Below are 19,990 nucleotides of genomic sequence, written 5' to 3' on the forward strand. Positions count from 1 at the left end.
TCCACGGTGGTGTAGTCCACGGCAGTGGACTGGGTCAGGACGGTACCTGTCGTTCACCTGGTCTGTCAGTACCCGGACCCCTGTGAACTTCGCGGAAATTTTCGACGAGCACACCCTGTGACGTGGGTACACTGCACGGGCGCCCCCGCGAGGGGCCCCGCCTCCTTAGCTCAGCTGGCCAGAGCAACGCACTTGTAATGCGTAGGTCGTCGGTTCGAATCCGACAGGGGGCTCTGTCGGAAACCCCGGGTCGGATTTGTCTGACCTGGGGTTTTTTCTGGTTCAGGTCGTGGGGGTCCAGCCGCCGTTGGCGTACCAGTACTGCGGCAGGCCCTTGGTGCTGCTGGTGCGGAACGGGGTGCCGTGGTCGTCGATGCGGGCGGTGCCGGTGCGGCCCTGGGAGGACCAGGCGAGTTCCAGGTACCAGCTGCAGTCGCAGTCGACGGTGCGGGCGTCGATCATCAGGACCTCGGGGTCCTTCGCGGAGACCCGGTAGGGCATGCGCCTGGCCGGGGTGCCCGTGCCGCCCTCGATGCCCTGGGCCGGGCGGGCGACCGGGCGGTCCTCGTCCAGGTCCACCGCGAACGTGCGGGGGTCGAGGTCGGCGCCGCAGCCCTGGCCCGTGAAGTAGACGGTGCCCTTCAGCGGGGCGGATCGTTCCACGACGCGGACGCGCAGGGCCTCCAGGACGACGGCCGTGTCCGTCCGGCCCTGCACGGTGATGTCCACGAGTGTCCGGCCGCCGTGCACCGCGCCCTGCGAACGCGCCCAGAGGGCGGCGTCCTGCGGGAGCGGGGGCGGCGGTACCTGCCGGGGTGCCTTGTCGATGACGTAGTCGTGGTCGCAACCGGTCCCCCAGAGCTGGGAGTTCACGGTCCAGGTGAGGGGTGGGGCTGTCGTCTCCGGGGTGGCCTTTCCGACCGAGGCGGGTGCGGGCGGTGTCGGGGAGCCGTGCCGCGGGTCCGCCGTCTTCGCGGTCGTCGGGGACGTCAGCGCGGACAGGCCGATCAGGGTGGCTGCCAGCGCGGTCACTACAGCCGCGGCGAGCGCTGCGCGGCCCCTGTACCAGGGCGTTCGCGGGGCGGGCACGGGCGCGGGAAGGGGAGGGAGGTCGGGGGGCTCGGTGGCGTCCGGGGCGGGCGGGGGCGCCGTCCGGGAGCGTCGGCGTGCCGCGACCGCCAGGATCCACCGCCGGTGCAGCTCGACGCGTTCGGCCGGGTCGGCCCCGCACAGCGCGGCGAACCGTTCCACGGCCGTGAAGCCGAGCGGTACGGCCTCCCCCGCGCAGTACCGGTGCAGTGTGGAGGCGTTGATGTGCAGGGGGCGGGCCAGGGCCGCGTAGCTGAGGTCCGTGCGCCCCTTCAGGTGTCGCAGCAGTGCCGCGAACTCCTCCACCTCGTCCTGGGACGGCACCCGGTCCTCCTGCCTCGCGTCCCGGGACGGCGTCCCGGGCACCCTTCATGAAGGTGACTCCTCATGAAGGTGACTCCTCATGAGGGGAGAGGACGGGAGGGCCCGGGGTGGTTCCCCCCTCGTCCTGGAGGCCGGTCAGCGCAGGCGGCGGGCGAGTTCCAGGTCCTCCGGGTCCAGGGGCCGGCCCTCCTCGATCTCCCAGAGGGCGTTCTGGAGGAGACGGGCGCGGGTCCAGGCGAGGGCGCGGTCGCGGTCCAGGGAGAGGACCTCGGTGATCGCGTCGAAGCGCCAGACGACATCGTCCGGGTCGAAGCGGTTGTTGAGGGCCGGCCAGAGGTCGAAGGCGGGGTCGCCGGCGAGGGGCTTGGGGTCGATGGCGAGCCAGCGGGCGCGGTCGGCGCCCAGGACGTTGTCGAAGTGCAGGTCCCAGTGGAGGAGGCGGTCGCCGGGTTCGGCCATGACCTCGCGGAGCGCCGCCGCGCAGTCGGCGATCAGACGGCGGTCGGACGTGTCCGGGATGCGGGCCAGCACCGGGGGCGTGCGGTCCAGCATGTCCGCCGCGATGTCGGCCAGGCGGCGCAGGGCCGGCGGGGCCGGGGTGGCGGTCAGACGGGCCAGGAGGCCGGCGATGACCAGGACGGCCGCGTGGGTGTCGGGCTCATGGGAGAGCATGCGGGCCGGGTCGAGGCGTTCGAGCAGCATGGTGCCCGTCGCGGGGTCGTGGTCCAGCAGCCGTACCGCCCCGTCGCCGTTCCAGACGCGCAGGGCGACCGGCTCGCCCTCGCTCTCGTCGTCGAGGATCTGCAGCTTGAGCACGGCCGGGGTGCCGTCGGCGGTGCGGACCACGGGCAGGACCAGGGCGCACATGCCGTGCATGGCCGGTCCGTCGGGGCGCAGCCCCCAGTGGTCCAGGAACCGGGTGGCCAGGCCCGGCAGGGCGGCGGCGAAGGACCGGCCCTTCTCCTGGAAGTACTTCTCCAGCGTGGCGGCCAGTTCCGCCGGTACCGGGACGGTGTCGGTCATGGGGGCGACCCTACGGGCGTACCGGCCCGGTACGCCTTCGATTTCCGGCCCGGCGGCGGCTCGTGGGCCACGGAATCCGTAGGAGACAGGGCCCCTCGGCAGGGGTTAGCGTCCCGCCATGAGCAGCTCGGACGCGATGGCCGGCACCGTCAACGGTGGGATCTCCTTCTGGTACGCGCAGGCGGGCATCCCCGTCCCGAGGGAGCCGCTGGCCGGGGACACGGCCGCCGACGTGGCGATCGTCGGGGGCGGGTACACCGGGCTGTGGACGGCCTACTACCTGAAGAAGGCCGCGCCCGGTCTGCGGATCGTCGTCCTGGAGCAGAAGTTCTGCGGGTACGGGGCCTCGGGGCGCAACGGCGGCTGGCTCTACAACGGGATCGCGGGGCGGGACCGGTACGCCCGGCTGCACGGGCGGGATGCCGCCGTGCGGTTGCAGCGGGCGATGAACGAGACCGTCGACGAGGTCGTGCGGGTGGCGGCCGAGGAGGACGTCGAGGCGGACATCCACCGGGGCGGCGTGCTCGAAGTCGCCTACACCCCGGCCCAGTTGAGCCGCCTCAGGGCCTTCCACGAGCACGAGAGGGCCTACGGGGAGGACGACCGCGAGCTGTACGGCGCGCGGGAGACGGCCGAGCGGATCAGGGTCGCGGGCGCCGTGGGGTCGACGTGGACACCGCACGGGGCACGGCTGAACCCGGTGAAGCTGGTGACGGGGCTGGCCGCCGTCGTCGAGGGGCTGGGCGTGACCGTGCACGAGCTGACGCCGGTGACCGAGATCCGGCCCGGGCACGCGGTCACGCCGTACGGCACGGTCCGGGCGCCCTATGTGCTGCGCTGCACGGAGGGGTTCACGGCGAACCTCAAGGGCCAGCGGCGTACCTGGCTGCCCATGAACTCCTCGATGATCGCCACCGCGCCGCTGACGGGCGAACAGTGGGCGGCGATCGGCTGGGAGGGCCGCGAGACGCTCGGCGACATGGCGCACGCGTACATGTACGCGCAGCGCACCGCCGACGATCGGATCGCGCTCGGCGGCCGCGGGGTGCCGTACCGCTTCGGGTCGCGGACGGACAACGACGGGCGTACGCAGGCGGCGACGGTCGAGGCGCTGTACGAGATCCTGGTGCGGTTCTTCCCCTCGCTGGCGGGGGTGCGGGTCGACCACGCCTGGTCGGGCGTGCTCGGGGTGCCCCGCGACTGGTGTGCCACGGTTACCCTCGACCCCTCGACGGGGCTCGGCTGGGCCGGCGGCTACGTCGGTTCCGGTGTGGCCACCACGAACCTCGCCGCCCGCACCCTGCGCGACCTCGTCCGGCGGGACTCCGGGCAGGCCGGGGACACCGGGCTGACCTCGCTGCCGTGGGTGAACCACCGGGTGCGCAAGTGGGAACCGGAGCCGCTGCGCTGGGCGGGGGTGCAGGGCATGTACGCCACGTACCGCGCCGCCGACCGGCGGGAGGCGGCTTCGCACAAGGGGGAGTCGTCGCGGTTGGCGCGGGTGGCGGACCGGGTGGCGGGGCGGCACTGAGGGCGCGGGTGCGCGGCGCGGGCTGGTGGGCGCGGGTGCGCGGCGCGGGTTGGTGGGGGAGGGTGCGTGGTGCGGGCCGGTGGAGGCAGGTCCGCGGCGCGGGGCTGATGGGGGCGGGGGCGGCTCACGCGCGCTTCAGGTGCTGGGTGGGGCGTGACCTGCGGCCCAGGGCCAGGGAGACCGCCGCCAGGGCGCTGTTGAACGACACCTCCGACAGCACGCCCGGTGCCGCCACCTGGTCGCCCGCGAGGTAGACGCCGTCGCCGCGGTCCATGGCCGGGCGGTCGCGCCAGGTGGTGCCGGGCAGGTCGACCGCGCCCGTACGGCCGTTCGACGTGGCCTCGCGGCGCCAGGTGACCCGGTCCCGCCAGCCGGGGAACCCAAGGTCGAGCAGGTGTTCGGCGCGGGCGACTCCGTCGGCCCGTGCCGCGTGCGGGCCGATCGGGAACTGTCCCTGGAGCAGCTGCTCGCCCGCGGGGGCCAGCGTGCGGTCCTGCGCGGTGAACCGCTCGATCCAGCCGGGCGCGTCCAGGTCGGAGACGACGAACGCGTCGCCGCGGCGGGTGCGCAGGGCGAGGTCCACGAGGGCGGTACGGCCGCTCGGCCACGTCAGAGAGTCGTCCTTGAGCAGGCGGCGGGCCGCGTCCAGGGAGGTGGCGACGACGACCGGGCCGGTGCCCCTGCAGCCGAGGGCGTCGAGGCTGTCGACGCGGCTGAGGGTCTCCATGCGGACGCCCAGGTTCCAGGCACGGGCCGCCATCCGGTCGATGACGCTCGCCCAGCCGCCGCGCGGGTAGTGCGCCTCAGGGGGCAGCTTCGTGGCCCGGCGCAGCCGTTCCTGCACGAACGCGGCGGACAGGGAGCCCGGGTCGTGGTGGAACAGCGCCACCGCCGCGTAGTGCGCCGCGGCACGCGCGGCCTCCTCGCCGGCCTGCCCGGTCGCCCAGGTGAGGAAGTCGACGTCCACGGGCGCGTGCGGGGCCGTGCGGCGGGGGCGCAGGAGCTTGAGCATCGCGAACGGCGGTGTCCGGCGCAGGACGCCCTTGTGGTGCAGGCGCAGCCGGGCGGCCTCCAGGGGCGGGAGCGGGGCGAGCGGCCCGATCAGGTCCCGCTGCGTGAGCCACGTCCAGTGCGGGCCGCCGCTGTAGAGGGCGTGCGGTCCCTCGTTGGTCCGGTACGGCCCCTCCGCGGACCGGGCCCGGCCGCCGAGCGTGTGGTGCGCCTCGTACACGGTGACCCGCGCGCCCGCCTCGGCGGCGGTGATCGCCGCGGTGAGTCCGGCGAAGCCGCCGCCGACGACGGTGAGGGGGGTGCGGGTTCGGCTGGTGGGCATGGCGGGGGCTCCCTCGGGTCGGTGCCTTCTGCCGGTCGGCTGGTGACGCGGCTGTCGGTGCGTACGACGGGTCGGGGGCGCCGGAATGTGACATGGCCGGGTTACGGCGGGGTGTTCGCGCAGGTCACGGGGATTGTCGGTGGTGGGGTGCAGGATGGGGGCATGGCGAGGGCGAGGTCGGTGGTGAAGGCGGCGCGGCGGCCGGAGGTGCGGCTGCCGGTGCTGGAGGCGTTCGCGGGCGGGGAGCTGGAGCCCGACGGGGACTATGACGGGCTGGAGTTCCGGGAGCGGGACCTCGCGGGGCAGGACGGCGGGGGTGCCCGGTTCATGGACTGCGCGCTGACGGGGTGCGCGCTGGACGAGACGCGGCTGCGGCGGGCCCGGGTGCTCGACTCCGTCCTCACCGGGATACGGGGTGTCGGTACGGATCTGGCCGAGGCGACCTTGCGGGATGTGGAGCTGGTGGACGCGCGGCTCGGTGGGGTGCGGTTGCACGGGGCCGTGCTGGAGCGGGTGGTGGTGCGTGGGGGGAAGATCGACTACCTGAATCTGCGGGACGCTCGGCTCAGGGACGTGGTCTTCGAGGACTGTGTGCTGGTGGAGCCGGATTTCGGGGGTGCGCGGTTGGAGCGGGTGGCGTTCGAGGGGTGTGCGCTCAAGGGGGTTGATCTGACCGGGGTGACCTTGGTGGATGTGGATCTGCGGGGGGCTGCCTCGGTGGAGATCGCGCGGGGGGTGGAGCGGTTGTCGGGGGCGGTGATCAGCGCGGCTCAGTTGATGGATCTGGCGCCGGTGTTGGCGGGGGAGATGGGGATTCGGGTGGAGGGGTGACGTTCGGGGGTGCCGGGTTGGTTTTCGCCCCCGCCGCCCCTACCCGTCCCTCCCCCACTCTCGGCTTCGCTCGAGCGGGAGGTGCCCCCATCAGGGGCTGCGCCCCTTCGACCCCGAGACGTCCGCCCGGTGGGGGCTGGTCGCGCAGTTCCCCGCGCCCCTGGAAAGCAGGGGCTGCGCCCACTGCTTTCCAGGCCCGACACCGGCCGACTTGCAGACCCACGAGAGCTGGCCTTTCAGGGCCACGGGGGTCTGGTTTTCCAGGGCTGCAACGGGGCTGATCTTCTGGGCCGACGTGGGCCTGGGTTTTTTAGGGGCGCGGGGAACTGCGCGGCCAGCCCCCACCGGGCCGCAGACGAAATACCGCACCCCCCGGCGGGACTACGGCATTCTCGGGAAGCGGGACTGCAGGGTCCAGATCGCCGGGTTTTCGGCGAGGGCCTCGTGGAGGTCGCAGAGGTCGGCGATCACGTCGTGCAGGAAGTCGCGGGCCTCGCGGCGGAGTTCGGTGTGGGAGAAGGTGAGCGGAGGCTCCTCCGCCGGCATCCAGTCCGCCTCCACGTCCACCCATCCGAAGCGCCGCTCGAAGAGCATGCGGTCGGTGGACTCGGTGAAGTCGAGTTCCGCGTACTGGGGACGGGAGGCGCGGGAACCGGCGGGGTCCTGGTCCAGCCGCTCCACGATGTCGCACAGCGCCCACGCGAAGTCCAGCACCGGCACCCATCCCCAGGCTGTGGACAGCTCCCGGTCCGCCTTGGCGTCGGCGAGGTAGACGTCACCGCAGAACAGGTCGTGCCGCAGCGCGTACACGTCGGCGCGGCGGTAGTCCGTCTGCGGCGGGTCGGGGAAGCGGTTGGAGAGGGCGTAGCCGATGTCGAGCACGTAGGCGATGGTGTCATGTCCTCATAGGATCCCCGACGTGTCCCGATCCGCACGAGTTGTCCCGTCCGCCCTCCTCGCCGTCGCACTCGCCCTCTCACTCACGTCCTGCACCGACGGCGGCGCTGGGGCCGAGAGGACCAGGGGCTCCGCCGGCCTCCGGGACCCGTACTTCCCCGGGCTCGGCAACGGCGGGTACGACGTCACCCACTACGCCCTCACCCTTGACTACGACCCCGACGCGCCGGCCCTCCTGCGGGCCACCGCGGTCGTCACCGCGCGGGCGACGCGGGACCTCTCCTCCTTCCACCTCGACCTCCGGGGGATGGACGTCGCGTCGGTCGCCGTCGAGGGGGCGGCGGCGCGGTGGAAGCGGGCGGGCCAGGAGCTGACCGTCACTCCCGGGAGGGGGCTCGACGAGGGGCGGTCGTTCCGTACGACGGTGCGTTACTCGGGCACCCCGGAGACGGTCACCGACCCGGACGGCTCCCGGGAGGGCTGGCTGCCGACCGCCGACGGCGCCCTCGCGCTCGGCGAGCCGACGGGCTCGATGACCTGGTTCCCCGGCAACCACCACCCCTCCGACAAGGCGTCCTACGCCCTCACGGTCACCGTCCCCGAGGGCCTGCGGGCCGTCTCCAACGGGGAGTTGCGGAGCGAGACCGTCGAGGGCGGCCGTACGACGTACTCCTGGCGCGTCACCGAGCCGATGGCGAGCTACGTGGCCACGCTCGCGATCGGGCGGTACGAGATCGAGCGGTACGAGATCGACCGCTCGGCGGTGAGCAGGGGCGACGGGAAAGGGCGGCTGCCGGTGTACGTGGCCGTCGATCCCACGCAGGCCGGGGACAGCCGTGCGGTCCTGGGCCGGATCCCGGAGGTCGTCGCGTGGGCGGAGGGCCGCTTCGGCCCGTACCCCTTCTCCTCCACCGGCGCGATCGTCGAGCGGCCGCAGGACGTGGCGTACGCGCTGGAGACCCAGAACCGGCCCGTCTTCCCCGGCGCCCCCGACCTCTCCCTCCTCGTCCACGAACTGGCCCACCAGTGGTACGGCGACTCCGTCACCCCCAGGAGCTGGCGGGACATGTGGCTGAACGAGGGGTTCGCCACCTACGCCGAGTGGCTGTGGACGGAGGACCACGGCGGTGACACTGCCCAGGAGACCTTCGACGCGCTGTACGCGGGCGACCACTTCCGGGACGCCGAGGCGAACGAGGCCGTCTGGGACTTCCCGCCCGCGAAGCCGCCGAGCGCCGCGCGCATCTCCGACAGCCCCGTGTACGAACGCGGTGCCATGGTCCTGCACAAGATCCGCGGGGCCGTCGGCGACGACGCCTTCTTCGGGCTCATCCGGGGCTGGGCGACCGCCCACCGCCACGGCAACGCGGACACGGCCGACTTCACGGCGTACGTGGAGAAGTACGCGGCGAAGGCGGCTCCGGACGCGGACCTGACCCCGGTCTGGGAGGACTGGCTGTACGGGGAGGGCAGACCGCCGAAGCCCTGAGGAGCCGGACGTCTGGACGTCGAGGCGTCAGGGACGGCCGGTCCCGCGCCACGACGGGTCCTCCGACTCCTCGTACTCCGTGAGCAGCCGGGGCAGTTCGGGCGGCCACACGGACTCCGCCGCCGCGGAGAGTTCCCGGCGGCTCCACCAGCGCCAGGCCAGGATGCCCTCCGCCGCGCGCGCCGTGGTGAGGTGGCCGCCCGCCGGCTCGCGGCGGGGGCCCCGGGCGACGTACAGGTGGTCGTGCTGGCGGATCGGGACGCCGACGCGGGTGAAGTCATGGGTCCAGGTGCGGAGGAACGCGCCCGGTTCCACGTCCGTCCAGCCCGTCTCCTCGCGCAGCTCCCGCCGGGCGCCCTCGCGCGGTGTCTCACCGGGCTCCAGACCGCCGCCGGGCAGGGCCCAGTGCACGCCCACCTCCTCGTTGTCGTACCGGAACAGGAAGACCGCTCCGTCCGGATCGAGTACGGCGACCCGCGCGGCCTGCCGCGGTGTACGCAGTGTCCTGCGCAACACGCTGCAGGGGCGACCCAGTTGCCGGTCCCGGCGCCGCTCGATCGCCTCGTAGCCGAGGGACGTCCAGAACGCGAGGCCGCCGGGGTTGTTGTCGAGTACCGCCAGTCGTACGGCGGTACGCCCGGCCCGCCGGAAGCGTTCCTCGACGAGGTGCGCCAACCGGCTGCCGTACCCACGTCGTTGCGCGGTGGCGTCGACGAGCAGCAGCCCGATCCACGGGTCCGGGTCGGCCGGATCGGGATGGCGGGCGAGGGTGATGGCGACCCCGACGAGCCGCCCCTCCCCGGCGGTGCGGGCGAGCAGGATCTCCGTCTCCGGGTCGGCCAGCTCCAGTGACAGGGCCGCGGCGACCTGTTCGGGACGGATGTCGTTCGCGTCCGGGAAGTCACCGCTCAGCGAGTAGAAGTCGCGCTGGGAGGAGTACAGGGCGGTGAGTTCGTCGAGGAGGGGGCCGGGGACGGTTCCGTCCTCGGCGGTGCGGAGGGGCGCGAGCAGCAGCATGGCCGCACGCTATCGACCGGGTCCGACAGCCGGGCATCGGTTCGGAGCGGCCCTGCAACGTGCCCGCCTACAGTTTCTCTCGGGGAGCGAGGAGCGAGGGGGAGCGCGTGGAGCAGAGGGTCCGGGTGCACAGGGCCCGGCTGGGCGGCGACGAGGTACGGGTGATCCGGCCCGTCCCGTCCCCCGCGCGGCTGGTGCTGCGTGACGACCGGCACTGGCTGTCGATGTACGCCGACCGGGCCGGCGCGGAGCAACTGGTCGCGCTGTGGGCGCTGGCCGCCCGGTCCGCCCGCTCGCTGGTCCATCTGCCGCTCCGTGCCCACCGCGCTCCCGAGGGCGTCGACGGCGTCGACGATGGCGAGGGTGGTGTCGACGGTGGCGGCGAGGGCGAACCCGTCTCGCTGGACCTGGTGCTGCTCCACCACAGCCTGCGGTTTCCGACGGCGTCGTGGAAAGAGGTGCGCGCCCGGCTCGACGCGGGCAGGCCGCAGACGACGGGCACCCCGGAACGGGACTTCCCGGAGGAGGACGCCGTCCGGTACGAACGGTGGCACCACCGGTCCTACCGCGACCACCTCGCCTTCGACATCGCCGCGCACACGCTCTTCGTCGTGGGCAGCCCCACCGCGTTCCGCGAGCGCGGCGCTCTCCTGCGCGGGCTCGTCGACGAGGCCCCGTCGGACGGGCACCGGCATCCGCAGGCCCGGCACTTCTGCGTGGAACTGGGCGCGGGGCCCTGGTCGCGGCCGCAGAACCGACGGGGCGTGCCCGCCTCGCTGCACATCCAGTACTCCCCCGAGTGGCGCGTGTGATCCGGGTCGCGCGGCAGAGGCGAGCCGGCGCGGGCAGGGGCACGGGCGCGGGCGGGACGGCCGAAGACCCCGCCCCGACAGGGGTGTCGGGGCGGGGCCTTCGGCAGCGTGGTGCGGTGGTGCGGTGCGCCGGGAGCGGTGGTGCCCCGGGCGGCGGGCCGGACGTCAGACGTTGACGCCGAAGTCCTGGGCGATGCCGACGAGGCCCGAGGCGTAACCCTGGCCGACCGCGCGGAACTTCCACTCGGCGCCGTTGCGGTACAGCTCGCCGAAGACCATGGCGGTCTCGGTGGCGGCGTCCTCGGAGAGGTCGTAGCGGGCGATCTCGGCGCCGCCGGCCTGGTTGACGATGCGGATGTAGGCGTTGCGGACCTGGCCGAAGTTCTGCGAGCGGTTCTCGGCGTCGTAGATGGAGACCGGGAAGACGATCTTGTCGATGTCGGCGGGGAGGCCCGCCAGGTTGACGTTGATCGCCTCGTCGTCGCCCTGGCCCTCGCCCGTGCGGTTGTCGCCGGTGTGGACGATGGTCTGGTCCGGGGTCTGCTTGTTGTTGAAGAAGACGAAGTGACCGTCCGAGTAGACCTTGCCCTGCGTGTTGACCGCGATCGCGGAGGCGTCGAGGTCGAAGTCCGTGCCGGTGGTGGTGCGGACGTCCCAGCCGAGGCCCACGGTGACGGCGGTCAGGCCCGGAGCCTCCTTGGTGAGCGAGACGTTGCCACCCTTGGACAGGCTTACAGCCATGGTTGGGAGTCCTTCCCTCGTTGCGTGCGGGCACTTGCGTGCCTGTACGGGCTTCGTACCGGGGACGAAGCTACCTGTACCCCTATGAACGTCGGGAGGGGCGCCAGAGGTTCCAGCGCTTTTTACTTTCTTTACCCACCATCCCGGGGCCCGGTGAAAAGGGCGTGACGTGGGCCGGACATCCGCGCGACCATGGGGGCATGTCCGGTCCTCACGTCATCCGTGGCTCCGTCTCGCTCCCCGAGGCCGAGCTCCAGTGGCGTTTCTCGCGCTCCTCCGGCCCTGGCGGCCAGCACGTCAACACCAGCGACTCCCAGGTCGAGCTGCGCTTCGACCTGGCGAACACCGAGGCCCTGCCCGAGGTGTGGAAGGCGCGTGCGCTGGAGCGTCTCGCGAGCCGGCTCGTCGACGGGGTCGTCAGCGTCCGGGCCTCCGAGCACCGCTCCCAGTGGCGCAACCGGGAGACCGCCGCCGTACGTCTGGCCGCGCTGCTCGCGGAGGCGACCGCGCCGCCGCCCAAGCCCCGGCGGGCGACCCGTATCCCGAGAGGGATCAACGAACGGCGGCTGCGGGAGAAGAAGCAGCGGTCCGACACCAAGCGGGGACGGTCGGGGCGGGACTGGGGCTGAGCCGTACGCGGTGGGCGTGTCCTAGGGGGCCAGCTGCCGGTAGCGGCCGCGGAAGTAGCCGAGAGGGCCCGTGGTCGTGCCCGCCGCCGTCGCGGCGAGGACCCGTCCGATGACCAGGGTGTGGTCGCCGGCGGTCACCCGTTGCTCGGTGCGGCACTCCAGGGTGGCCAGGGAGCCGTCGATCAGGAGGGCGCCGCTGGTCCCGCCCCGGGTGTGCGCGAGGTCCTCGAAGAGGAGGCGGTCGCTGACGCGGTTCTTCATGGCGAAGCGGGCCGCCGCGGTGCGCTGGTGCTCGGACAGCACGGAGACCGCCCACAGCGGCTGCTCGGCGAGGAGGTCGTCCATCCGGGAGCCCTCGCGCAGGCTGACCATGACGAGGGGCGGGTCGAGGGACACGGACATGAAGGAGGTGGCCGTCATCCCTACGTCCTCGCCGCGCGGCCCGTCCGGGTCCAGCGCCGCCTCGTGCGCGGTCACCAGGACCACACCGGCCGCCAGCCGGGACATCGCGGCGCGGAATTCGTCTTCACTCACCCCCTCAGCATGGACCGAGGGGGCAGCGGCGGGCGAAACCGGGGCGGGGGCGGGCGCGGCCGGGGGAAAGGCTGACAGCGAGTTCTTCGGCACGCCCGCACGCTAGCCCGCGGCCGTGGCCCGCCACATCGGGCCCCCGCCCGATCCCTCCCCGGACCTGCGACCTAGTGCCTGTCGTTTGGATCACGCCTGGGCCGCGGGGCTTGGCACGCACTCCCCCACTGCCTCAAGGGCGTGGGGGGACCCCCAGCGGCGTTGTCGTCAGTTGCCGACTCCCCCACTCTCGGCTTCGCTCGAGCGGGAGGTACCCCCATCGCGTCGACGCCTTCCTCCGCCTTGCATCTGCACACACCAAGCCCCGCTCACCGGCGGTCATCAGACACCGTGGCCCGAAGCCGGCATGATCCAAACGACAGGCCCTAGCCGCTCCGGCCAGACGCGTCCTCGCCGGAGGGCGGCCTCGCACCGTCGGCCGAGCGCATCCGCCGGCCAGGCCGTCGCATCTCGCCGACCCCGCCGAGAGCCCTCGTCAGCCCGCCGGGCACCCCCCCCGTAGACCCGGCCGAGCGCACCCACCGGCCCGGCCGTCAGAGCTGCCAGACCAGGACGGCCCGGCCTTCCCGGGCCGCCGCGCCCAGGAACTCCGTCAGTCCGTCGTGGTGGTGCCGTACCGCGTCGAGGTACAGCGCCGCGGTGGGCGCGTCCGGGTAGAACCCCGTCTCGACCAGTTCCCTCAGGTCGGTGTGCGCGACGAGCCGGTCGCACTCCAGCGCGGCCGGCGCGTTCGCCGCCGTGGCGACCTGGCCGGCGGTCAGGTAGTGGTAGTCCCCGGCGGACGGGTCGGGGTAGCGGACGGGCTGCTCGCCGTTGATCACGTCCACGGGGAACCCGGCCCGCCGGAGCAGCAGCTCCTGGAGTCTGCGGGAGTCGATGGCGTAGTAGCGCGCGTCGCGGGGCGCGGGCTCGTACGCCTCCTCGCCCTCGCGGACGTCCTCCATGTGGTTCCACGCCCAGTCGGGATCGTTTTTGATCCGCTCCAACTCGTTCGCCGTCAGGCGGAGGTACTCCACGGTGTCGCCCATGGGCTCATGCTAGGAGCCCAGGTCGGCCCCGCTGCAGGCGATCGTCCCCGGTCGGCCCCCGTGCACAGCGCCTACACAGAGTTCTGAATTCTGTTCAGGAAGCGCACGAGAGAAACGCATAAACTCCACTCAATTGCTCATGTTCTGTTGTGACTTGAGTCACAGGAGCCATATTTTGTTGACCCTGTGTACCGAGTGGGCTTCGCGCTGTGATTCAGTGGCGGGGACGCTGCAAGCTGTAAGCGGGAACTGTAAGCGGTAGTAAGCCCGCGAGTTAAGCAGGTTACCTGGAGCCTGGAGCTGCCACGAGATCTCGGGGGGAGGGCGAATGGAAACCGACTCGGAGCCCTACGTCCGGCTGACGACGCTGCGGCAGTTGCACCAGGTGATGGCGGACATGAACACCGCGCGCAGCCTGGCCGACACGCTGCAGACCGTCGCCGACGGCGTGGTCAACGGCCTGGGCTACGAACTGGCCTGCGTGAACCTCGTCCGCCCCGACGGCGACCTGGTCGTCGCCGCCCTCGCCGGGAACAGCGCGGCCGAGGCCCTGATCACCGGCCGCGTCGGCTCCCGCGAAGCCTGGGACCGCCGGCTGACCATGGGCGAGGCATGGGGCGACCTGCGGTTCATACCCCACACCGAGGGCTGGGTGCTCGACGAGGACGACGTACCGCAGTGGTACACCGACGGCCCCGCCCCCCGGTTCGAGGACGAATGGCACCCCTCCGACCGGCTCTTCGCCCCGATGTACACCCCGGGCGCCAGTGGCGCCTCCTGCGGCGAACTGCTCGGTGTCGTCTCGGTGGACCGGCCGCGAAACGGTCGGCGACCGGGCGCATGGGGCCGCGAAGCGCTCCAGATGTACGCCTTCCAGGCCGCCATCGCGATCAGCAACGCCCGTCTGCGCGCCAACATGCAGCGGGCACTGGTCAGGCTCGAAAGGGAGCAGCAGGCGCTGCGCGCCAGCGAGGAGTCCTTCCGGCAGGCCTTCGAGTACGCCCCCTCCGGTATGGCCATCGCCGAGATGGGCGGCGACCAGCACGGCCGGATCCTGCGGACCAACGACGCGCTGTGTCGGCTGCTCGGGCGGCCCGCCTCCGCGATGCGGCGCTACTCCTTCTCCGACCTCGTCCACCCCGAGGACATAGGCACCCTCCTGCGGACCTCCGCCGAGGGCGGGCGCGCGGAGCTGCGGCTCGGGCGGCGCGACGGGACGTACGTCTGGGTGTCGCTGCGCAACAGCGTGGTCGCCGACGCCGCCGACGGGCCCCGGTTCCTGCTCACCCACGTCGAGGACATAGAGGAGCGCAAGCGGCGTGAGCTGCAGCTCGCGCACCGGGCCTCGCACGACGCCCTGACCGGGCTGCCGAACTCCGCGGAGCTGCGCTCGCGCCTGTCCTCCCGCCTGTGCCAGCGCCCCCAGTCGCTCCCGGCCGGTGCGGCGGCCGACTCCATGAACGCGGCCTTCGGGCAGTTCGGGGAGCAGGGGGACTTCGGCGGCGGGTTCGGGGAGTTCGGTGAGCACGGCGGTGCCGAGCACGCGGCGCGGCTGCCGCACCCGTCGTTCGACGACTACGAGGCCGCGGGACACCACGTGCACGCCTTCGACTTCCACCGGGCCGGCGGCCCCTTCGACAGCTTCGACCACCATGTCCACACGGTCGCGCCCGAGGACGAGCGGGACGACGGGACCAAGGGGCTCGCAGTGCTCTTCTGCGACCTCGACGGGTTCAAGTCGATCAACGACCGGTTCGGGCACAACTCGGGCGACGCCGTCCTCATCGAGGTCGCCCGGCGGCTCAGCCGGGGGGTGCGCGACGGCGACACGGTGGCCCGGCTCGGCGGCGACGAGTTCGTCGTCCTCGCCGACGGCCTCGGCCGCGCGGACGCCCAGGACCTCGCCGTACGCCTGCGCAACGAGATCATCCAGCCGATCCGGGTCGACGGCCGCGCGATGCGCGTAGGTGCCAGTTTCGGCATCGGATGGGCGCACTGCGGAATGACGGCGGACGAGGTGTTGAAATCAGCTGACGAGCGGATGTACGTCGAGAAACGATCTCGTCCCAGGCAGCACAGGCGGGCCGGGTAACGTCCGGAGTGACGCTGCATACATGCGTGTATCGGTGCAGGTCAGAGGCGTGTACCGGAGGGAATTCGGCCGGTGGGCGGTGGGTGGGCCCGGTGATGAGGTCCGAGTCACCCGTTTGGGTCCCCACGAGCGGGTAGGCTCGCTCTCCTACACCCCGAAGCAATGACCCGCCACCCGTACGTGTAAGTACCGCACCGCTGAGGAGACCTAGGGATGACGCCCGGCAACAACGGCGCGAGCACGCCCGAGGACGACGACCCGTTCGGCTACCTCTACGAGGACGGGCAGGCCCGAGGAGCCCAGCCGCCCAGCGCGAGCTACGGCTACCCGAACGCGGTCAACCGGACGCGGCCGGTCGGGGAACGCCAGTACGGGCAGCAGACCCAGCAGGCTCCGCAGGCCGCCACCGCGCAGTACGGACAGGTCCCGCAGCAGGGGTACGGCCAGCAGCCGCCCGCCCGGCCGAACGGGCACCACCAGACCGCCGAGAACTTCTCCGGCGGCGCCCCGACGACCCGACAGCAGGCGTACGGCAACGGCGGGGGCGGCCGCGGCCGTGGCCCCAACACCAAGGGCCTCCTCATCGGCGCGATCGCCGTCGTGGCCGCGGTCGTGATCGGTATCGGCGTCGTCATGCTCGGCGGCGACGACGACGACGCCTCCGGCAAGGACACCGGCGCCGGCACCACCCCCACCACCGGGGAGAGCAAGGACCCCAGCGCGTCGCCCAGCAAGTCGAAGAAGACGGAGCCCGGCGAACTCCCCAAGGCCGAGGCCAAGACCCTCCTCCTCGGCGGCAACGCGGCGATCGCCTCGGACGTGCCGGGCGCGAGGTCGGACGGGGGCTTCTATGTGGGGAACTTCAACTCGGTCGGGTCCTCCATCACCTGGAAGGCGGACGACGTCCCGGAGAGCGGCAAGTACACGCTCTACGTCCTCTACGGCGTCCCGGGCAAGGACGCCGACGCCACTCTCACGGTGAACGGCACGGCCCAGGGCCGTGCGCTCAACCTGGCCAACTTCTCGAAGGGCCCCGAGGGCGACTACGAGAAGGGCTGGACGAACACCTTCGCGTCCATCCAGCTCAACAAGGGCAGCAACGAGATCAAGATCTCCTGCGAAGAGGGCAATTCCTGTGACGTCAACTTCGACCAGATGTACTTGAAGAAGGGCTGGAGGACCTGAGGCTCGCTCCCTTGAGCTGATGCCTCACGCCGCCGTGACCTCCCCCGTCACCGTCACCCGGCCCACCAGTTCCTCGTACGCCTGACGGTCGAACTCGCCTGCCGCCGGGGTCAGTACGGTCGCCGCCGACAGGGCCACGGCCCGGGCCAGGCGGTCGGGCCAGGGGAGCCGGTCGGTCAGGCCGGAGAGCAGGCCCGCCACCGCAGAGTCGCCCGCTCCGGTCGGGTTGCCGCGGAAGCGGCGGGGCGGCGTGGCGCGCCAGCTGCCTTCGGGAGTGTGGGCGAGGAGACCTTCGGGGCCCAGCGAGGCCACGACCGACCGCGCGCCCCGGCGGCGGGCGTCCCGGGTCGCACGGGACGGCTCGTGGGAGCCGGTGAGTTCGGCCAGTTCCTCGGCGTTGGGCTTCAGCAGGTCGGGGCGGGCCGCCACCCCCCGGCGCAGGGGCTCGCCGCTGGTGTCCAGCAGGACGGGCACGGAGTGGGTCCTGGCCGTGCGGATCAGACCCGCGTACGCGCCCACCGGCACTCCCGGCGGCAGGCTGCCGCACAGGGCCACCACCGAGGCGGAGCGCAGCAGTTCGACGTACGCCTCCTGGAAGGCGGACCACTCGGCGGGGGAGATGAGCGGGCCCGGTTCGTTGAGCTGGGTCGTGTCACCGCTCGCGTCGGCCACGGCGACCGTACGGCGGGTGGCGCCCTCCACCGGGAGCAGCGCGTCCACCACCCCCGGTGTGTGCGTGAGCCGGTCCCGCAGGGCCCGGCCGGTCGCGCCGCCGGCGAAGCCGGTGACCGTCACCTCGTGGCCGAGTGCCGCCAGGACGCGGGCCACGTTCAGGCCCTTGCCGCCGGGGCGTTCGGTCACGTCCGTCACCCGGTGCGTGGCGTGCGGCCGGAGTTCCCGTACGCGGTAGGTGATGTCGAGAGCGGTGTTCAGCGTGACCGTGAGGATCACCTGGGCTCACCCCTTGGGACTCGACTGCGACTGGGCGGACGCTCGATCATCCCAAACGCGCGGCGGTCGGCCCAGACCGCCTGACGGTCCGTCCGGCCGTCCGCCGCCGCGCACCCCCGGCCGGATCAGGCCGCTCGTCCGGGCCCGTCGCCGAACGGATCGACCACCCACTCGCCCTTGCGCAGTACGCCCTTGAGGTCGAAGTCCGCGTCGAGGAGGACGAGGTCGGCGTCCTTGCCCGGGTCGAGGGAACCGATGCGGTCGTAGAGGCCGAGCAGGCGGGCCGGGTTGGCGGACAGGGCGGCGACGGCGTCCTCGACCGGGATGCGGTCCACGGTGACGGCACGTTTGAGGGCGCGGTCCTGGGTGAGGGTGGAGCCCGCGATCGAGCCGCCCTCCACCAGGCGGGCCACACCGTCCGCGACCTCGACCTCCAGCGGGCCGAGCATGTAGCGGCCGTCGCCGAAGCCGGCGGCGTCCATCGCGTCGGTGATGAACGCGACCCGGCCGGCGCCCGCGTGACGGAACGCCAGTTGCAGGGAGGCCGGGTGCAGATGCGTGCCGTCGTTGATCAGCTCGACCGTGATCCGGTCGTCCTCCAGGAGCGCGGCGATCGGCCCGGGCTCGCGGTGGCCGAGCGGGGGCATCGCGTTGAACAGGTGGGTCGCCACGGTCGCGCCCGCGTCGATGGCCCGGACCGTCTGCTCGTACGTGGCGTCCGTGTGTCCGATCGCCGCGATGACGCCGAGTTCGGCGAGCAGGCGTACGGAGTCGAGGCCGCCGGGGAGTTCGGTGGCCAGCGTGACCATCACCGCCCTGCCACGTGCCGCGTCGATCAGTTTGCGGACCTCGGCGGGGTCGGGGTCGCGCAGGAGCGACTCCGCGTGCGCGCCCTTGCGGCACGGGGAGATGAAGGGGCCCTCGAAGTGGATGCCGGCGAGATCGCCCTGCTCGGCGAGTTCGGACAGCAGGCCGGCGCGGTGCGCGAGGCCGTCCATGTCGCCGGTGACGGTGGAGGCGACGAGGGTGGTGGTGCCGTGCAGGTGGTGGGTGCGGATGCCGTGCAGGACGTCCTCGACGGTGCCGGAGGTGAAGGAGGCTCCGCCGCCACCGTGGTTGTGGAGGTCGACGAAGCCGGGGACCAGCCAGTGGCCGCGGACGTCGACGGTGTGGGCGTTCTCCGGGGTGCCGGCGGCGATCCTGGTGCCCTGGACGGCGAGACGGCCGTTTTTCACGGTGCCGGTGGGGAGGACGACGTGGGCGCCTTCCAGGACGTAGGGATGCGCCGTGTTCCGCGACCGCGGATGGGCGGGGGCCGGTCGCGTGGTTCCCGGCGCCCCTGAGGGGGCGCTGTCGTCGGACCCTTGGTCGGAGAATGCGGGGGCCATCAGGGGGTTACCTCCGGGAGGTCCGTGGGGGTGGCGGGGTGCGCGGGGGCGATCAGGTCCCAGGCCATCAGGCCCGCGCCCAGGCTGCCCGCGGTGTCGCCCAGGGCCGCGGGCACGATGGTGGGGACCTTCTGGAAGGTCACCCGGTTCTCCACCGCGGTGCGGAGAGGACCGAACAGGGTGTCACCGGCCTCCGCCAGACCGCCGCCGATGATGAGGGTGCGGGGGTCGAGCAGGGTGAGGGCGGTGACGAGACCGTCGGCGAGGGCGTCGACCGCGTGCCCCCAGACGGCGACGGCGCGCGGGTCGCCCGACTCGACGGCCTTGGCGCAGTCCGCCGCGTCGGCCCCGGGGTCGCCGCAGGCCGCCGCCCATGCCTCGCTGACGGCCGCCGCGGAGGCGAACCGTTCCAGACAGCCGCGCTGCCCGCACGGGCACGGGGTGCCCCCGGGCCGTACGACGACGTGGCCGATCTCGCCCGCGAAGCCGTGGGCGCCGGCCTCCACCCGGCCGTCGACGCCGATCGCGCCGGCGATCCCGGTGCCGAGTGCCACGAAGAGAAAGCGGTCGGCGCCCCGGCCCGCTCCCACGCGCCCCTCCGCGAGCCCGCCGGTGCGCACGTCGTGGCCGAGGGCGACCGGGACGCCGCCGAGGCGTTCGGCGAGGAGCGCGCGCAGCGGGACGTCGCGCCAGCCGAGATTGGCGGCGTAGACGGCGATGCCCCGGCCGGAGTCGACGATGCCCGGCACGGCGACCCCGGCGGCGGCCGCGGGCTCGCCGAAGTGCCGCTCGCCGTGGGCACGCAGCTCGGCGGCGAAGTCGAGGATCGAGCCGACCACCGCCTCCGCCCCGCGCTCGCGTCCGGTGGCGCGCCGCGTCTGGTGCAGCAGCACGGGGGGTGCGCCGGGCACGGGGCCGGCCCCGACCAGTGCGGCCTTCATCCCGGTGCCGCCCACATCGAGGGCGATGACATGTCTCACGGGGACAGTGTGGCCCTTTGACCCGCGAGAGGTCTAGTCCACTTACCGAGTCGTGGTGTAGA

General features: G+C 72.9%; 18 protein-coding genes and 1 tRNA gene. 8 read left to right on the forward strand and 11 right to left on the reverse strand.

Annotation, left to right across the window (positions count from 1 at the left end):
• The first annotated feature begins 159 nt into the window (after window positions 1-159).
• A tRNA-Thr gene (locus SCAB_RS23935) sits at window positions 160-233 on the forward strand.
• 49 nt (window positions 234-282) lie between these two features.
• Here SCAB_RS23935 and SCAB_RS23940 read toward each other — a convergent pair.
• Window positions 283-1,413 carry a helix-turn-helix domain-containing protein gene (locus tag SCAB_RS23940; RefSeq protein WP_041670892.1) on the reverse strand — a complete coding sequence of 377 codons (1,131 nt, stop codon included), beginning with the start codon at window positions 1,411-1,413 and terminating at the stop codon, window positions 283-285.
• Between the two features lie 135 nt (window positions 1,414-1,548).
• Complete coding sequence (locus SCAB_RS23945; protein ID WP_013002646.1) at window positions 1,549-2,436, reverse strand: aminoglycoside phosphotransferase family protein; 888 nt, start codon at window positions 2,434-2,436, stop codon at window positions 1,549-1,551.
• 118 nt (window positions 2,437-2,554) lie between these two features.
• Here SCAB_RS23945 and SCAB_RS23950 point away from each other — a divergent pair, with 118 nt between their 5' ends.
• Entirely contained in the window at window positions 2,555-3,967 is a 1,413-nt protein-coding gene (locus SCAB_RS23950) for an NAD(P)/FAD-dependent oxidoreductase (protein ID WP_013002647.1), read from the forward strand.
• A 124-nt stretch (window positions 3,968-4,091) separates the two neighbouring features.
• Here the strand turns inward: SCAB_RS23950 and SCAB_RS23955 are convergent, their stop codons facing one another.
• Complete coding sequence (locus tag SCAB_RS23955) at window positions 4,092-5,300, reverse strand: FAD-dependent oxidoreductase (protein ID WP_013002648.1); 1,209 nt, start codon at window positions 5,298-5,300, stop codon at window positions 4,092-4,094.
• Between the two features lie 162 nt (window positions 5,301-5,462).
• Between SCAB_RS23955 and SCAB_RS23960 the strand changes: the two genes are divergently transcribed.
• Window positions 5,463-6,131, forward strand: coding sequence for a pentapeptide repeat-containing protein (locus SCAB_RS23960; protein ID WP_231885113.1), 669 nt, complete (start codon window positions 5,463-5,465; stop codon window positions 6,129-6,131).
• A gap of 381 nt (window positions 6,132-6,512) precedes the next feature.
• Here SCAB_RS23960 and SCAB_RS23965 read toward each other — a convergent pair whose 3' ends face one another.
• A complete protein-coding gene (locus tag SCAB_RS23965; protein ID WP_013002650.1) occupies window positions 6,513-7,013 on the reverse strand; it encodes a hypothetical protein in 501 nt (166 codons plus the stop codon).
• Between the two features lie 7 nt (window positions 7,014-7,020).
• Between SCAB_RS23965 and SCAB_RS23970 the strand changes: the two genes are divergently transcribed.
• Window positions 7,021-8,517, forward strand: a complete 1,497-nt coding sequence (locus SCAB_RS23970; protein WP_013002651.1) for a M1 family metallopeptidase — start codon at window positions 7,021-7,023, stop codon at window positions 8,515-8,517.
• A gap of 27 nt (window positions 8,518-8,544) precedes the next feature.
• Here the strand turns inward: SCAB_RS23970 and SCAB_RS23975 are convergent, their stop codons facing one another.
• Entirely contained in the window at window positions 8,545-9,531 is a 987-nt protein-coding gene (locus tag SCAB_RS23975) for a GNAT family N-acetyltransferase (protein ID WP_041670896.1), read from the reverse strand.
• A 110-nt stretch (window positions 9,532-9,641) separates the two neighbouring features.
• Here SCAB_RS23975 and SCAB_RS23980 point away from each other — a divergent pair, with 110 nt between their 5' ends.
• Window positions 9,642-10,346, forward strand: a complete 705-nt coding sequence (locus SCAB_RS23980) for a hypothetical protein (RefSeq protein ID WP_041669561.1) — start codon at window positions 9,642-9,644, stop codon at window positions 10,344-10,346.
• Between the two features lie 165 nt (window positions 10,347-10,511).
• Here the strand turns inward: SCAB_RS23980 and SCAB_RS23985 are convergent, their stop codons facing one another.
• Window positions 10,512-11,087: a TerD family protein gene (locus SCAB_RS23985; protein WP_013002654.1), complete on the reverse strand. Its 576-nt coding sequence runs from the start codon at window positions 11,085-11,087 to the stop codon at window positions 10,512-10,514.
• A gap of 200 nt (window positions 11,088-11,287) precedes the next feature.
• On the opposite strand from SCAB_RS23985, the gene arfB reads away from it, so the two are divergent.
• Complete coding sequence (gene arfB / locus SCAB_RS23990) at window positions 11,288-11,716, forward strand: alternative ribosome rescue aminoacyl-tRNA hydrolase ArfB (RefSeq protein WP_013002655.1); 429 nt, start codon at window positions 11,288-11,290, stop codon at window positions 11,714-11,716.
• 21 nt (window positions 11,717-11,737) lie between these two features.
• On the opposite strand, the gene SCAB_RS23995 is transcribed toward arfB, so the two are convergent.
• Together SCAB_RS23995 and SCAB_RS24000 are read right to left on the reverse strand one after the other, a co-directional pair.
• Window positions 11,738-12,250 carry a flavin reductase family protein gene (locus SCAB_RS23995; RefSeq protein WP_013002656.1) on the reverse strand — a complete coding sequence of 171 codons (513 nt, stop codon included), beginning with the start codon at window positions 12,248-12,250 and terminating at the stop codon, window positions 11,738-11,740.
• A 587-nt stretch (window positions 12,251-12,837) separates the two neighbouring features.
• Window positions 12,838-13,332 carry a DUF1877 family protein gene (locus SCAB_RS24000; RefSeq protein WP_013002657.1) on the reverse strand — a complete coding sequence of 165 codons (495 nt, stop codon included), beginning with the start codon at window positions 13,330-13,332 and terminating at the stop codon, window positions 12,838-12,840.
• 328 nt (window positions 13,333-13,660) lie between these two features.
• On the opposite strand from SCAB_RS24000, the gene cdgB reads away from it, so the two are divergent.
• Both cdgB and SCAB_RS24010 read left to right on the forward strand, forming a co-directional pair.
• Window positions 13,661-15,424: a diguanylate cyclase CdgB gene (cdgB, locus tag SCAB_RS24005; RefSeq protein ID WP_013002658.1), complete on the forward strand. Its 1,764-nt coding sequence runs from the start codon at window positions 13,661-13,663 to the stop codon at window positions 15,422-15,424.
• 213 nt (window positions 15,425-15,637) lie between these two features.
• On the forward strand, window positions 15,638-16,609 hold the full coding sequence (locus SCAB_RS24010; protein ID WP_013002659.1) for a carbohydrate-binding protein: 972 nt from the start codon (window positions 15,638-15,640) through the stop codon (window positions 16,607-16,609).
• Between the two features lie 24 nt (window positions 16,610-16,633).
• Here the strand turns inward: SCAB_RS24010 and SCAB_RS24015 are convergent, their stop codons facing one another.
• The 3 genes from SCAB_RS24015 to SCAB_RS24025 form a co-directional block, all read right to left on the reverse strand.
• Window positions 16,634-17,560: a 1-phosphofructokinase gene (locus tag SCAB_RS24015; protein ID WP_013002660.1), complete on the reverse strand. Its 927-nt coding sequence runs from the start codon at window positions 17,558-17,560 to the stop codon at window positions 16,634-16,636.
• Between the two features lie 125 nt (window positions 17,561-17,685).
• Window positions 17,686-18,948, reverse strand: a complete 1,263-nt coding sequence (gene nagA / locus SCAB_RS24020; protein ID WP_231885114.1) for an N-acetylglucosamine-6-phosphate deacetylase — start codon at window positions 18,946-18,948, stop codon at window positions 17,686-17,688.
• The gene (locus tag SCAB_RS24025) at window positions 18,948-19,928 is read right to left on the reverse strand and encodes an ROK family protein (RefSeq protein WP_013002662.1); all 981 of its coding nucleotides are present in this window, start codon (window positions 19,926-19,928) and stop codon (window positions 18,948-18,950) included. Before SCAB_RS24025 ends, nagA begins: the two co-directional genes overlap by 1 nt.
• Between the last annotated feature and the right edge of the window lie 62 nt (window positions 19,929-19,990).

Origin of the sequence: Streptomyces scabiei 87.22 (assembly GCF_000091305.1) — a bacterium.
GTDB lineage: Bacteria > Actinomycetota > Actinomycetes > Streptomycetales > Streptomycetaceae > Streptomyces > Streptomyces scabiei.